Annotated in this window: 13 protein-coding genes and 1 pseudogene; 3 read left to right on the forward strand and 11 right to left on the reverse strand. The window is 53.1% G+C overall.

The window, feature by feature from the left end:
* Positions 1 to 105: 105 nt before the first annotated feature.
* The 4 genes from G9Q73_RS14370 to G9Q73_RS14385 are packed head-to-tail and all read right to left on the reverse strand — an operon-like array spanning position 106 to position 3,076.
* The gene (locus tag G9Q73_RS14370) at positions 106 to 903 is read right to left on the reverse strand and encodes a hypothetical protein (protein WP_177420380.1); all 798 of its coding nucleotides are present in this window, start codon (positions 901 to 903) and stop codon (positions 106 to 108) included.
* A gap of 44 nt (positions 904 to 947) precedes the next feature.
* Complete coding sequence (locus tag G9Q73_RS14375; RefSeq protein ID WP_177420381.1) at positions 948 to 1,472, reverse strand: DUF7931 domain-containing protein; 525 nt, start codon at positions 1,470 to 1,472, stop codon at positions 948 to 950.
* Positions 1,465 to 1,911: a GNAT family N-acetyltransferase gene (locus G9Q73_RS14380; protein ID WP_177420382.1), complete on the reverse strand. Its 447-nt coding sequence runs from the start codon at positions 1,909 to 1,911 to the stop codon at positions 1,465 to 1,467. The genes G9Q73_RS14375 and G9Q73_RS14380 overlap by 8 nt, the downstream gene beginning before the upstream one ends.
* The gene (locus G9Q73_RS14385; protein ID WP_177420383.1) at positions 1,904 to 3,076 is read right to left on the reverse strand and encodes a cupin domain-containing protein; all 1,173 of its coding nucleotides are present in this window, start codon (positions 3,074 to 3,076) and stop codon (positions 1,904 to 1,906) included. Before G9Q73_RS14385 ends, G9Q73_RS14380 begins: the two co-directional genes overlap by 8 nt.
* Before the next feature lie 281 nt (positions 3,077 to 3,357).
* On the opposite strand from G9Q73_RS14385, the gene G9Q73_RS14390 reads away from it, so the two are divergent.
* A complete protein-coding gene (locus tag G9Q73_RS14390) occupies positions 3,358 to 4,080 on the forward strand; it encodes a spondin domain-containing protein (protein WP_177420384.1) in 723 nt (240 codons plus the stop codon).
* Between the two features lie 231 nt (positions 4,081 to 4,311).
* Here the strand turns inward: G9Q73_RS14390 and purB are convergent, their stop codons facing one another.
* From purB to cspD, 6 genes and pseudogenes are all read right to left on the reverse strand, one after another.
* Positions 4,312 to 5,679, reverse strand: a complete 1,368-nt coding sequence (gene purB / locus G9Q73_RS14395) for an adenylosuccinate lyase (RefSeq protein WP_177420385.1) — start codon at positions 5,677 to 5,679, stop codon at positions 4,312 to 4,314.
* 196 nt (positions 5,680 to 5,875) lie between these two features.
* Positions 5,876 to 6,352: a hypothetical protein gene (locus G9Q73_RS14400; protein ID WP_177420386.1), complete on the reverse strand. Its 477-nt coding sequence runs from the start codon at positions 6,350 to 6,352 to the stop codon at positions 5,876 to 5,878.
* Between the two features lie 100 nt (positions 6,353 to 6,452).
* Positions 6,453 to 7,076: a high frequency lysogenization protein HflD gene (hflD, locus tag G9Q73_RS14405; RefSeq protein WP_177420387.1), complete on the reverse strand. Its 624-nt coding sequence runs from the start codon at positions 7,074 to 7,076 to the stop codon at positions 6,453 to 6,455.
* Positions 7,073 to 8,191: a tRNA 2-thiouridine(34) synthase MnmA gene (gene mnmA, locus G9Q73_RS14410; protein ID WP_246345734.1), complete on the reverse strand. Its 1,119-nt coding sequence runs from the start codon at positions 8,189 to 8,191 to the stop codon at positions 7,073 to 7,075. The genes hflD and mnmA overlap by 4 nt, the downstream gene beginning before the upstream one ends.
* 54 nt (positions 8,192 to 8,245) lie before the next feature.
* Positions 8,246 to 8,755 (reverse strand): annotated as a pseudogene (locus tag G9Q73_RS19775) (pseudouridine synthase); the annotation flags it as partial.
* Positions 8,756 to 9,071: 316 nt separating this feature from the next.
* Positions 9,072 to 9,284, reverse strand: a complete 213-nt coding sequence (gene cspD, locus G9Q73_RS14415) for a cold shock domain-containing protein CspD (protein ID WP_177420389.1) — start codon at positions 9,282 to 9,284, stop codon at positions 9,072 to 9,074.
* Positions 9,285 to 9,721: 437 nt separating this feature from the next.
* Between cspD and clpS the strand changes: the two genes are divergently transcribed.
* Together clpS and clpA are read left to right on the forward strand one after the other, a co-directional pair.
* Positions 9,722 to 10,042, forward strand: a complete 321-nt coding sequence (gene clpS / locus G9Q73_RS14420; RefSeq protein WP_177420390.1) for an ATP-dependent Clp protease adapter ClpS — start codon at positions 9,722 to 9,724, stop codon at positions 10,040 to 10,042.
* A gap of 15 nt (positions 10,043 to 10,057) precedes the next feature.
* The gene (gene clpA / locus G9Q73_RS14425; RefSeq protein WP_177420391.1) at positions 10,058 to 12,313 is read left to right on the forward strand and encodes an ATP-dependent Clp protease ATP-binding subunit ClpA; all 2,256 of its coding nucleotides are present in this window, start codon (positions 10,058 to 10,060) and stop codon (positions 12,311 to 12,313) included.
* Between the two features lie 35 nt (positions 12,314 to 12,348).
* Here the strand turns inward: clpA and infA are convergent, their stop codons facing one another.
* Positions 12,349 to 12,567, reverse strand: coding sequence for a translation initiation factor IF-1 (infA, locus tag G9Q73_RS14430; protein WP_005959039.1), 219 nt, complete (start codon positions 12,565 to 12,567; stop codon positions 12,349 to 12,351).
* Between the last annotated feature and the right edge of the window lie 123 nt (positions 12,568 to 12,690).

Consider the following 12,690-nt stretch of genomic DNA (forward strand, 5'->3'; position numbering starts at 1 on the left):
ACCACTATGCTGGTGTTGTTGGTAGTACCGGCACTGTTCAGCATACTGAACGACTTTGGCCTGCTGTCTGAACAGGATGAGGAGGAAACGCCGGGAACCACCGAGTTACCTGTCGAGTAGTTCCACCTTGATCCAGGTGGAGTGCTCGTCGCTGGCACGGGTCTTCGCCTGCATGCCGATATTGGATGTGCTGTTCGAACCGGCTCGGCCTGTGCTGTTGAGGGGAATCCATTCTCCAGGTTTGACACTCACCACGGTTGTGCTTTCGGTGTGCCTGACTGTTTCCTGACGGCGTTCGGGTTGTGCGTGGCGGCTGGTGATCTCCAGCCTGATGCGATCACCGATGATCTGGGACGTTACATGGAAACCGGAGCTGATATCCTGATACTCCGTAGTGCTCTGATATCCGACAATGGGGCCCGCTATTACCCCGGTTCCGGTTTCAACAGGCCGGATGATACCCGTTTTTATGAAGGCGGATTGACCCTCCAGGGTCTGTATCGTCCGGCTGGCATCAGTGTGGCTTTGGGTTGTGTAGCGTTTGATACTGCCCCTTTCCGATTGAGTGCCGATTCTGATGTTGTCATTCCCGGCGTGAAGTTCGACCTGCTGTCTCTGACGCTGTGACGGTGCATGTTCACGAACATGGATCAACATCCGTCTTGGCGCATGGTCGAACTCGTTGATGATCTTTTTTATCTCAACCATGCGTTCTGGCGAGGTGCGAATAATCAGCTTGTTGTGCATCCCCTCGACCGTGCCATCAGGACCCACGAAGGGTTTGAGCAGAGGGATCATCTCCTGGGGTGTCCTGCCCTTGAGTTCAAAGATTTCCAAACTCTCTGCCTGGGCCTGGAGTGGAAGAAATATGAGGATGATGATCAGGCAGATGGATCGGGCCATGGGGTTTTCCAACGATAGACTACGGCAACAGGCTATGAGTTTCACTACAAGTGTAGCCGCCAGAGTTCTGCATCCGGCTCCCCAGTCTCCCAGGCTTCATCGAATATCCCTGTCAGTTGATGAACCCTGGGTCGGGCATTGAAGGCGGCAACGGCATCGTAGCGGGTCGGCTGTGTCCGGTGCAGATAGCCGCAGCCATCCACCAGCATGAAATTCTCTGGAAATTGTTGGTAGGTATCACCAGATTTTCTGATCTCAATGGTGGTGGTCAAGCGTTGAGCCAATGTGGCCAGGCGATGCCCCGTTTTTTGTATCGTACTGTTGTCCTGCAACAGTATCCGTATTCTGGCAAAACGGGAGTTGAGCGCCAATCGCTTAAAGGGTTCGAGGAACCCTGTTTTGTCAAATATCTGTGGATCGAGATTGCGGGTGAATATCTGTAACTCGCGTTTTGCCTGTTCGACAAGTCGTGATGCAACGGCAAGGTTTTCGCCGGGATTATGCAGGTAAAAAGTGTCGCTGGTAACACCAAGGATTGCATTCTGAAAAGTGGGCGCTTGATCAGGCATTGTTCAGAGGCTCCTTTGTCATCCGGCGGTGTGGGATGCCGGCATCCATGAACTCATCACCCTCTGCAACGAAGCCATGCTGTGCATAGAAGGAGAGCGCTGTTGATTGGGCATTCAGGAACATGCCGGGGTAACTGTTCTGATCCGCGATGACCAGCAATTTTTGCAAAAGGGCTTTGCCGACGCCGCGTCCGCGCCAGGAGCGAATGACTGCCATACGCCCAATCTGGCCAGTTCGCAGCAGACGTGAGGTGCCGATCGGCTCTCCTGTCCCCCGTTCCACGGCGAGCAGGTGCAGTGCGCCTTCATCCAGACCATCCCACTCGAGCGTCGGCGGTACATGCTGTTCATGAACAAAGACGATCTCTCTGACCTGCTTCAGCAAAACCTGGTCTTCAGACCAGTGGGCAATACGTATCTGAAAGGCCAGCTTAATCATCAGGAAACCTAAAATGGCCGTCGTTGTAGAGGTCACAGACCAGTTGCAGATAGTCGGGCTGTTCCAGCCATGCCTCAAGATAGCCGTAGTGCAGTGCCTGGTAGTGGGTGATGACCGGGAGGAAATCCCCCTCATCCGAGGGAAGCGGATACTCTTTGCCGTTGGCAAAGAGTGAGTCGTTGCCCTGGTTGCCACGGCTGAACGCCAAACGCGTGTAGGGATTGCGCTGGATGACCGCTACCTCCCTGAATCGGTTGTGGAAGATATTGGGATTGAGTGGCTGATCCTGTGCCTCCACCTGAAGATTCAGTTTGCCCTCAGTGATAAAACGTCCGAACCAGCGGCGCTGGTGATCGCTATCTTCAGTGAGCAGTTCCCCGAGCAGATTCCTTATTTGTTCAAGCGCCTGGGGTTTTATCTCGGCGCTGGCAGACTGGGGTTTGAGCGGCTTGTCGCGTAACCGACCCGTTGCGATACGATTTTGCACCAGTTCTTCACACCAGGCGGCTGCCATCTCTCTGAATGCAGGTGCCTGAAACCCTATCGAACAACTCAGACATTCACCCTCAGCGACGCCCCAATGGGCAACATTGGGAGGCAGATAGAGCATATCTCCGGGTTCCAGCAGCCACTCCTCTTCAGCATTGAATTCCGGCAGGATGCGTAGGTCGAGACCGGGGATATAATCATCCTCGGTGACTCTCTGATAGTGGATCTTCCAGCGGCGGCGTCCCTTTGCCTGGAACAGAAAGACATCGTAATCGTCGATGTGGGGGCCTACCGAACCCTGGTCAGCAGCATAACTGACCATGACATCATCGAATCGCCAATCGGGCAGGAAACGAAAATATTCCGTTAGTCCGGCGACTTCAGGCAGATGCTTGTCCACATCCTGTACCAGGAGCGTCCAGTGACTCTCAGGCAGTTTGGAAAACGTCTCGTCATCGAAGGGGCCGTGGCGGGCTTCCCAGGGTGTTGACCCGTGTTTTTCCAATACCAGACGGGATTCGACATCGTCCTCACAGGCAAGTCCTGCCAGTTCGTCAGGTTCAAGATGGCATTTGAAATCAGGCAGCGCCTGGCGAAAGAGCAGGGGTTTCTGCTGCCAGTAATCGGCGAGGAACTGCTCGGCAGTTAATCCGTCGGGAAATTTCAATGTCTGCATAGTCTGATCTGTGTGGTCACTGCGATTCGGGGGGATTATCCCTCATTGTCATCTCGACGAAATGAGAGATCTCCTGTCGGTTTGCCATTGCTCAAAAAGACAGTTGGTTAATGATTCCTCAAAGTATAAACCAACCCTCTCGACAGGGCGGGGGCTGATAAATGGTTTTTTCTACTGAAAGTTAGTGAATTGTGACAATTTCGGGACGGTTGCGAGATTACCAGGACTCAGACTTGATTGTGCAGGAGATCCTGTAACAACACTGTTTTGAGGAGATCATTATGAAAAGACACATCGCTACCCTTCTATTGGCAGGTGGCATCCTGGTTTCATCACCATTACTGGCAAGGGATATCAATGTAGAGATCACCAATCTTACAGGTGGCGTCTACTTCACCCCATTGTTGGTTGCTGCGCATGATCGGGAGACCCATCTTTTTGAAGTCGGCACTGAAGCAACAGTGAATTTGCAGGCTGCAGCTGAAGGCGGGAACATCTCTGGCCTGATTGGCGATGTTGAGGCGGCCGGTGGTGAATATGTGGCCAATCCGGCTGCCGGGCTACTGGGTCCCGGTGAGACTACGGATGCTGAACTGGATATTCATGGCCACTCTACCTCGCGTCTGTCAATTATCGGCATGCTGCTGCCCACCAATGATGGCTTTGTTGGATTGGATGCGATCAAAATCCCCAAAAAGAAGGGTATCTATACCTATTTTCTCAACGGCTACGATGCCGGCACAGAAGCAAACGATGAGATCGTAAATGGGGGCGGCGCCCCAGGTGTGCCCGGTATTCCCGCCGATCCGGGTGGCTACAACGGTAGTGGCGCCACCGGTGTATTTGACGCAGAGCAGAATGCCCGCGTGCATATCCACAAAGGCGTGGTGGGTGACCAGGATTCGCTCGGTGGAAACAGCGATATCGACAGTCGTGTCCATCGCTGGCTGAATCCTGTTGCCAGGGTCGTTATTCGTGTCGGCAAGTATCGGGATGATGATTGAGAGATCCGGATTAACGAGAGGCATGTAGAACGGGCAAAAGAAAACCCGGCACACCAAGTTGGGGGAGGTGTGCCGGGTTTTAAATTGCACGCACAGCTGAAGACCCTGTGTTTGCGGACACGAACGGGAGGACAAGCCAATCAGGTTCGTGCGTGCAAAGTTAGTATGAACTAAATTCCTTATGCAAAACTGTGCTGGAGATCACATTTTTGAGCAGATTTGCGATCTGCGTCATATTTTTTCTGCCTGCTGAACAGCATTTCCGATATAGCTCATCGGGGTCATGTTTTTCAGTGAGACCTTGGCCTCCTCGGGAATCTCAAGACCCTCGATAAAGCGCTGTAGATCTTCTGGCGTAATACGCTGTCCACGGGTCAGTTCTTTGAGCTTTTCATAGGGCTTTTCGATGCCGTAGCGGCGCATCACGGTTTGTATCGGCTCCGCCAGTACCTCCCAGTTGCCCTCCAGATCCTGCAGCATGGCGTCGCCATTGGCTTCGAGTTTGCTGATACCGCGCATGATGGACTGCAGGGCGATGCTGGTATGGGCGATACCGACCCCCAGATTGCGTAGCACGGTGGAGTCCGTAAGGTCGCGCTGCCAACGGGAGATCGGCAGTTTGGCGGCCAAGTGGCCGAAAAGTGCATTGGCGATGCCCAGATTCCCCTCGCCGTTTTCGAAATCGATGGGATTGACCTTGTGCGGCATGGTGGAGGAACCGACTTCACCGGCGATGGTTTTCTGCTTGAAATAACCCAACGAGACGTAACTCCAGATGTCCCGGCAAAAATCGATCAGGATAGTGTTGAACCGGGCGGTTGCATCGAACAGTTCCGCGATATAGTCGTGGGGCTCGATCTGGATGGTGTAGGGGTTCCAGTCCAACCCCAGGGATTCAATGAAGTCTTTGGCGAAACCGGGCCAGTCGACCTCCGGGTAGGCAGAGAGGTGGGCGTTGTAGTTGCCCACGGCCCCGTTGAATTTGCCCAGCATCTGCAGATTGGCGATCTGTTCCCGCTGGCGATGCAGACGGTAGACCACGTTGGCCATCTCTTTTCCCATGGTGGAGGGAGAGGCAGGCTGGCCGTGAGTGCGGCAGAGCATCGGCTGATCCGCCAGTTCATGAGCCAGACTGCGGATGGCGCTGATCACCTCGTCCATCTGAGGTAGCAGGATCTGCCCGCGGCCTTCACGCAGCATCAGGGCGTGAGAGAGGTTGTTGATATCCTCGGATGTGCAGGCGAAATGGATAAACTCGCTGATCGCCTCTAGCTCATTGTTGCCGGCAATCTTCTCCTTCAGGAAATACTCCACCGCCTTGACGTCGTGGTTGGTGGTGCGCTCGATGTTTTTGACCCGCTGAGCATCCTCTTCACTGAATCTTTCGACAATCCCATCGAGAATATTGTTGGCGTGTTCGCTGAGCGGGGGGACTTCCACAATGCCGTCGTGCTCTGCCAATGCCTGCAGCCAGCGGATCTCCACCAGCACCCGATGCCTTATCAGGCCGAATTCGCTGAAGATTGGACGCAAATCGGCGCTCTTGCTGCCATAACGCCCGTCCACCGGGGAGACTGCGGTAAGTGTGGAGAGATCCATGATTGTTGACTCGTCTTGGTAAATCGAAGACGAGGATTATAACCGTATGTTCACTCTGATGGTGAGAGTCCTCTGGGCGATTTTCATGCAGGCGCCAAAAAAGCAGGAGGCGAAGTCGGTGAGGCCTATAGCTGTTTTCGCTGTTGCCTGATCGACTCCCCTTTATGCATTGCGTGACAGGGTGGATAGCGCAGATCTACTCCGCTTTCTCTTCCGCGCCGCCCATCATCTCCATGCCTTTTGCCTTGGCGGCATCGTAGTACTCGCTCGATGTCTCGCCGATTGAGCTACCGATATCACCGGCGGCCTCTTTGGCGGCGTCATAGTATTCGCCCGATTTTTCCTTGATGCTGCCACCGACTTCGCCGGCAGTATCTTTGGTTGATTCGTAGATCTCTTTGCTTTTCTCTGCAACGGCATCATAGGTGTCAGCGGAGACTTCCTTGGTTTTTTCCCAAGTCTCTTTCCCCATCGTTTTGGCTTGATCGGTCAGTGATGGATCAGTCGCCGATACCGGGGGGGCTGCAGTTTCCACCTGTGGCGCCTGGGCCGGTTCATTTGATACGCTGATGGCCGTCTGTTCCGGTGCTACAGGTGCGGGGGTGTTGGACTCACCGCAAGCGGTGAGGGCTAAAGCGATGACGAGGAGTAAAGCTGAATGGAGCAGTTTCATAATAAAATATCCTGATCGTTTGAAATTTCGATTTTCAGGGTACTACAGGCCCTGATTGTGAGACCGGCGACACTGTCGCATTTAACAATTGTTCAAATACTCATGCGGACTGATCCAGCAGTTTTTTTACGGTGGCCAGATAATTTTTCCTGCCGAACGCGATTTGCATCCTGCGTCCACCGGTTTGGTGCCATAACATGGCGGAGCGGATGCCCGCGAGCAACAGGGAGCGGATACGATTCACGTTATCAGGATTCTGCAGGTAGACAGCTTCCCCCTGAACCATGATTCTTGGTTGCAGAGTGCTGACGTTCTCGGCATATATCTCCGCCAGGGAGGCGAGAATATTGGAGTGCATCTCAGGAAAATGTGCCAGTCGGGTTGTGGTCAAATCGATGCCCTGGCGTATTTTCGTCAACCGCTCCGGCAGCTTTGAGAGTTTGCGTTCGAGTTGAATCAAAGCGAGAAGATACCTGGTGACTTCCGCATCCTGTTTGGCTTCACCACTCAGTTGACGGTATGCCTCGCGCAGGCCGAAGGCAACGCCATTGATGCCACCGAAAACATCGGAAACAGTTCCTGCATCTGTCTCGAACAGACTGTGGATACTGCGGGTCATGATCTCCGAATCCGCCATTCCCTGCCGCCCAATCTGCTGCACCAGTTTTGCTGCCTGGAAGATGCCGGCCAGCGCCAGGGTACGGTCCTCTATGCTGTATTTCACGGTGGGTAAGCCTCTCCAGGGGGGTATGAGGATTCGATAATGCCGCCGCCGAGGCAGTCGCCATCCCGATAGAATACGATTGATTGACCAGGTGTCGCGGCCCTTTGGGGTTCGTCAAATGCGACTTTACAGGTGTCGCCCGGTCGCAGAAGGACTTCACAGCCTTGCAGGGACTGACGGTGCCGCAGTCGTGCTTCGCATGACAAGGGAAATTGGGGTGCTTTGCTGGAGACCCAGTGTAGCTGAGTTGCGAGGACTCCTCCACTCATCAGCCGGGGATGGTTGTGGCCCTGTGCTGCTATCAATACGTTTCGTTGCAGATCCTTTGCCACCACGAACCAGGGAGCCTCGGCGCTATTCTTCCGGCCGCCGATACCCAGACCTTGTCTTTGTCCCAGGGTGTAGTACATCAGTCCCTGATGATTTCCGAGGGCCATACCTTCAGGATCTTCGATACGACCCGGATTGGCCGGCAGATATCGACTGAGAAACTCGCGAAACTTTCGCTCCCCGATAAAACAGATGCCGGTGCTGTCCTTTTTTTTATGATTGGGAAAACCGGCTTTCTCGGCAATTCTTCTCACTTCCTCCTTCTGCAGGTCACCCAGTGGGAAGAGGGTGCGGGAGAGTTGTGTCTGACCCAGCATATAGAGGAAGTAGGTCTGATCCTTGCCTTCGTCTGCCGCTCGCTGAAGCTGATATTCACCTGTGTGTCGGCCCAGTCGTGCATAGTGCCCCGTAGCGATGCGTTCCGCACCCAGAGACTCCAGTGCGTAGTCGAGAAAGGCCTTGAACTTGATCTCCCGGTTGCAGAGTACGTCGGGGTTGGGTGTTCGTCCTGCACGGTACTCATCGAGAAAATCGGCGAATACCCGATCCCAATATTCAGCAGAGAAATTTACGCTGTGCAACGGAATGCCAAGTATGGCTGCCACATCCCGGGCATCCTTGAGGTCTTCTGCCGCAGAGCAGTACTCTGCGTCGTCATCCTCCTCCCAGTTTTTCATGAACAGGCCTTCGACCCGGTAACCTTGTTCTTGCAGAAGCAGGGCTGCGACGGAAGAGTCGACACCACCAGACAGGCCGACAACGACCAGGCCCTGGTCACCACTCATTTTTGGTCCCATTTTTTGTGCACTGCTGTTCTGATCACCATATTGTCGCCATTTTCCAGGTTGCAGATCGCCCAGATGCCAACGCCCGACAGTCGTGCGTACGAGCCGTAGGGTAGGGTGTCCAACTGCGGCAGTCATACGCCGGACTTGCCGGTTGCGGCCCTCGCGAATCTTGATCTCCAGCCATTGGGTGGGAATCTTCGCCCGATATCGTACCGGTGGGTCCCGTGACCAGAGGTCCGGTTCTTCCAGTAGTTTTGCCTGTGCCGGCAGAGTGGGGCCATCCTTGAGCTGGACCCCCTGTCGTAACTGTTCGATCGCCTCTGCACTGGGTATTCCATCCACCTGTACCCAGTAGGTTTTCCAGGTTTTTTTTCGTGGATTGGTCAATTGATGTTGAAGTTTTCCATCATCGGTCAATATCACCAGACCCTCGCTGTCGCGGTCGAGTCTCCCGGCGGCGTAGACCTGTTTTACGGGGATGAAATCGGCCAGCGTGGGGCGATCCTCATTGTCGGTAAACTGGGTCAGGACGCCGTAGGGTTTGTTGAACAGGATCAGCATGAAAGGATCAATCGTGGAACGAGGGGGGATTATATCGCTCTCTGTCTATCGATAGAGTTTTTTCTATATGGCTGGGTATTTATCAATCCGCAAATGGCGCTGACAACGCCAAATTATTTGCTCAAGCCATTCAGTAATCCAGCAAAAAAATTAAACTTTTGCGGGCTTAGCGTTATTTACGGATTCAATGAATTTTAACGCAGACGAAGGAAATTCGTGGGACAAGTAAAGCATGTGGAGCACAACATGGCAGCAAAAGGGCCGATGAATTGAACTCATCGACCCTTCAGGAAGGTCATTCTGGCTGGAAGCTCAGCTATTCATTGGCAACCCGCTGTATGTTGACCGCGTGAAGGCCTTTTGGACCTTGATTGATCTCAAATTGCACTTGTTGCCCCTCTTTGAGGGTCTTGTAACCGTCCATCTCAATAGATGAGAAATGGACGAATACGTCCTGCTCTCCTGAATCCGGGGTCACGAAACCGTAACCCTTCGCATTGTTAAACCATTTTACAACTCCAGTGGCCATAACTTGATACTCCTCGCGTTCAATGCCCCGAATTGGTGAAAAATTTATAGATTTCATTATTAGGAACGAGCCGGATTTACCGGAACCCACTCTGTTATTGTCAGGGTTTTACGATGGTCTATGCCCCGTTAAAACCCACGCCAGCCATTCACCGGCTAAACCGGCGGCTTTGATTTCGGCAGCATGAAACAAAACCGCTGATGGCTAAGTATAGTGAACCAATCGATTTGGTCAACTATTGCCCAAGTAAAATAGTAGGATATACTTATCGACTGAACTGAACCGATTGGAACGACTCAAACGAGTCGAGGCGTTTCTGTTTACGGATTTCGACACCCTGTTAGGCCCCGCATATCGCAAAACCGGAGAGAAATAGTGAATTTTGTTCTCTTCGATTCGGTCGTGCTAACAGTAACAGCCTGCTAATATTCCTTACTATGACAGAGAGAAAAGAAAATTCGCACGATGGTAGCCTTGCGGTTCAGGAGAAACTGCCGAAGCTGAAAAAGCCTCCAATGTATAAAGTAATACTTCTGAATGATGACTACACGCCGATGGAGTTTGTCATCCAGATTCTGGAGAGCTTTTTCCAAATGGAGAGGGAGAAGGCGACGAGGATCATGCTGCATGTCCACACCCGTGGGGTTGGGGTTTGCGGTGTCTTCAGTCGGGACATTGCGGAAACCAAGGTTTTACAGGTCAATGATTACTCGAGAAACAATCAACACCCTCTGTTATGTGATATGGAAGAGGCTTGAGGAAAGAGTAGACAGATGTTGAGCAAAGAGCTGGAATTTACCCTGAACCAAGCGTTTAAACGCGCTACAGAGAAACGTCACGAATTTATGACGGTGGATCACCTGCTGATGGCGCTGCTGGATAACAGTGTGGCGGCTGAGGTTTTGACTGTCTGTGGCGCTGACATACAACAGCTCAGGCAGGAGATCACCCGTTTTGTCGATGAGACCACACCGACAATTTCGGAAGATGATGAACGTGAGATACAGCCGACTCTGGGTTTTCAACGTGTGCTCCAGCGTGCGGTTTTTCATGTCCAGTCATCTGGACGTAAAGAGGTGACCGGTGCCAACGTGCTGGTGGCTATTTTCAATGAACAGGATTCCCAGGCTGTCTACTTTTTGGATCAGCAGGACGTGGCCAGACTGGACGTCGTCAACTACATCTCCCATGGCATTTCCAAGTTTGATGAGGAACAGGAAGAGGGTGATGATGCCGTTGATTCCACTGGTGAACCCAAGCCGGAGGGCCAGCCCAGCCCGCTTGATAGTTATGCCAGTAATCTGAATGAACAGGCGGCAGCCGGAAAGATAGATCCGCTGATCGGCAGACGGCCCGAGATCGAGCGAACGATTCAGATCCTCTGTCGCAGGCGCAAAAACAACCCTCTGCTTGTCGGCGAGGCAGGTGTCGGCAAAACAGCGATTGCCGAGGGACTTGCGAAGATGATTGTCGATGGTGAAGTGCCGGAGGTCCTGGCCGATGCAACGATCTACTCATTGGATCTTGGCAGTCTGGTAGCGGGTACAAAGTATCGCGGCGACTTCGAAAAACGTCTGAAAGCAGTACTTGCCCAGCTGAATAAAACCCCTGACTCGGTGCTGTTTATCGATGAAATTCACACCATCATTGGCGCAGGGGCGGCTTCCGGCGGGGTGATGGATGCCTCTAACCTGATCAAGCCCGTTCTTGCTTCAGGTGAGTTGCGCTGTATCGGATCAACCACCTATCAGGAGTTTCGCGGCATCTTTGAAAAGGATCGTGCTCTGGCCCGGCGTTTTCAGAAGATCGACGTGGAAGAGCCATCGGTGGAAGAGACGGTGGATATTCTGAAGGGGCTTAAAACCCGTTTCGAAGAGCACCACGAGATAGAGTACACCCTGGATGCCCTGCTGAGTGCGGCGGAACTTTCCGATAAATATATCAATGATCGGCATCTGCCGGATAAGGCTATCGATGTGATCGATGAGGCGGGTGCCAATGTGCAGCTGCAACCGAAAGATGCGCGCAATAAACTGATCGGTGTGGAGGAGATCGAAGCGATTGTTGCAAAGATTGCACGAATCCCGCCGCGTAAGGTCTCCTCGTCGGATACTGAATCATTGCGCAACCTCCCCCGCGATCTGAAGATGGTGGTATATGGGCAGGATCCTGCGATCGATGCGCTGACCAGCGCCATCCGCATGAATCGATCCGGGTTGATAAGCGAAGGACGTCCGGTGGGTTCCTTTCTGTTTTCCGGTCCCACGGGTGTCGGCAAGACTGAGGTGACTCGTCAGCTGGCCAGAATCATGGACATGGAGCTGATTCGATTCGATATGTCGGAATACATGGAGCGGCATACGGTTTCGCGTCTGATCGGCGCCCCACCAGGTTACGTGGGTTTCGATCAGGGAGGCCTGCTCACTGAGGAGATCAACAAACATCCACACGCTGTGCTGCTGCTCGATGAGATCGAAAAGGCCCATCCGGATGTCTTCAACCTGCTGTTGCAGGTGATGGATCACGGCACACTGACCGACAACAATGGCCGCAAAGCCGATTTTCGGAATGTGGTCCTGGTAATGACCACAAATGCCGGTGCCCAGGAGATGAGTCGGGCATCCATTGGTTTTACCATACAGGACCATGCCTCTGACGGCATGGAGGCGATCAAGAAACTCTTTACCCCTGAATTTCGAAATCGTCTGGACGCGGTCATCCAGTTTTCCGCACTCTCCGCTGAGCACATTGCCAAAGTGGTGGATAAGTTCATTTTTGAACTGGAAGGGCAATTGCAGGAGAAGGGCGTAACGCTGCTGATCGATGCAGAGGCGCGGGTCTGGCTGGCTGAGAAGGGCTATGATCCGAAGATGGGTGCCCGTCCGATGGCCCGGCTGATCCAGGAGGAGATCAAGAAGCCATTGGCAGAGGAGCTACTGTTCGGCCGCTTGGCTGAGGGAGGATCGGTTGCAGTGAATGTGGTGAACGGCAAACTGCAGTTTGGGATTCAGGGTGAACCCGTCCATTGATCCGCCCATGCTCACTTGAGGGAGGGCGCCGGGGATCATCGTGCGCGATAGGTAATGCGCCCCTTCGACAGATCGTATGGGGTAAGCTGGACGGTAACCTTGTCACCGGTGAGAATGCGTATGTAGTGTTTGCGCATCTTACCTGAGATGTGGGCTGTTACTACGTGACCGTTCTCCAGTTCCACACGGAACATGGTGTTTGGCAACGTTTCGGTAACGGTGCCTTCCATTTCGATAAAATCTTCTTTCGCCATGCTGTTACCTGAACAATTATGGAAGGTCGGGGCGTGAGTTCGCCGGACCCCTGAAAATCAAGAACGCCATTATCAGCATAATTCAGCGTAAAGCAAGCCTGATATCCACTATTTTCCCTGTTC

It is taken from the genome of endosymbiont of Lamellibrachia barhami, assembly GCF_011947365.2.
In the GTDB taxonomy this organism is placed as follows: domain Bacteria; phylum Pseudomonadota; class Gammaproteobacteria; order Chromatiales; family Chromatiaceae; genus QGON01.

Bases quoted from the DNA above. Each gene is read 5' to 3' on its own strand.
- G9Q73_RS14370 (WP_177420380.1), bottom strand. From the start codon at position 903: ATGGCCCGATCCATCTGCCTGATCATCATCCTCATATTTCTTCCACTC.
- G9Q73_RS14375 (WP_177420381.1), bottom strand. From the start codon at position 1,472: ATGCCTGATCAAGCGCCCACTTTTCAGAATGCAATCCTTGGTGTTACC.
- G9Q73_RS14380 (WP_177420382.1), bottom strand. From the start codon at position 1,911: ATGATTAAGCTGGCCTTTCAGATACGTATTGCCCACTGGTCTGAAGAC.
- G9Q73_RS14385 (WP_177420383.1), bottom strand. From the start codon at position 3,076: ATGCAGACATTGAAATTTCCCGACGGATTAACTGCCGAGCAGTTCCTC.
- G9Q73_RS14390 (WP_177420384.1), top strand. From the start codon at position 3,358: ATGAAAAGACACATCGCTACCCTTCTATTGGCAGGTGGCATCCTGGTT.
- purB (WP_177420385.1), bottom strand. From the start codon at position 5,679: ATGGATCTCTCCACACTTACCGCAGTCTCCCCGGTGGACGGGCGTTAT.
- G9Q73_RS14400 (WP_177420386.1), bottom strand. From the start codon at position 6,352: ATGAAACTGCTCCATTCAGCTTTACTCCTCGTCATCGCTTTAGCCCTC.
- mnmA (WP_246345734.1), bottom strand. From the start codon at position 8,191: ATGAGTGGTGACCAGGGCCTGGTCGTTGTCGGCCTGTCTGGTGGTGTC.
- cspD (WP_177420389.1), bottom strand. From the start codon at position 9,284: ATGGCCACTGGAGTTGTAAAATGGTTTAACAATGCGAAGGGTTACGGT.
- clpS (WP_177420390.1), top strand. From the start codon at position 9,722: ATGACAGAGAGAAAAGAAAATTCGCACGATGGTAGCCTTGCGGTTCAG.
- clpA (WP_177420391.1), top strand. From the start codon at position 10,058: ATGTTGAGCAAAGAGCTGGAATTTACCCTGAACCAAGCGTTTAAACGC.
- infA (WP_005959039.1), bottom strand. From the start codon at position 12,567: ATGGCGAAAGAAGATTTTATCGAAATGGAAGGCACCGTTACCGAAACG.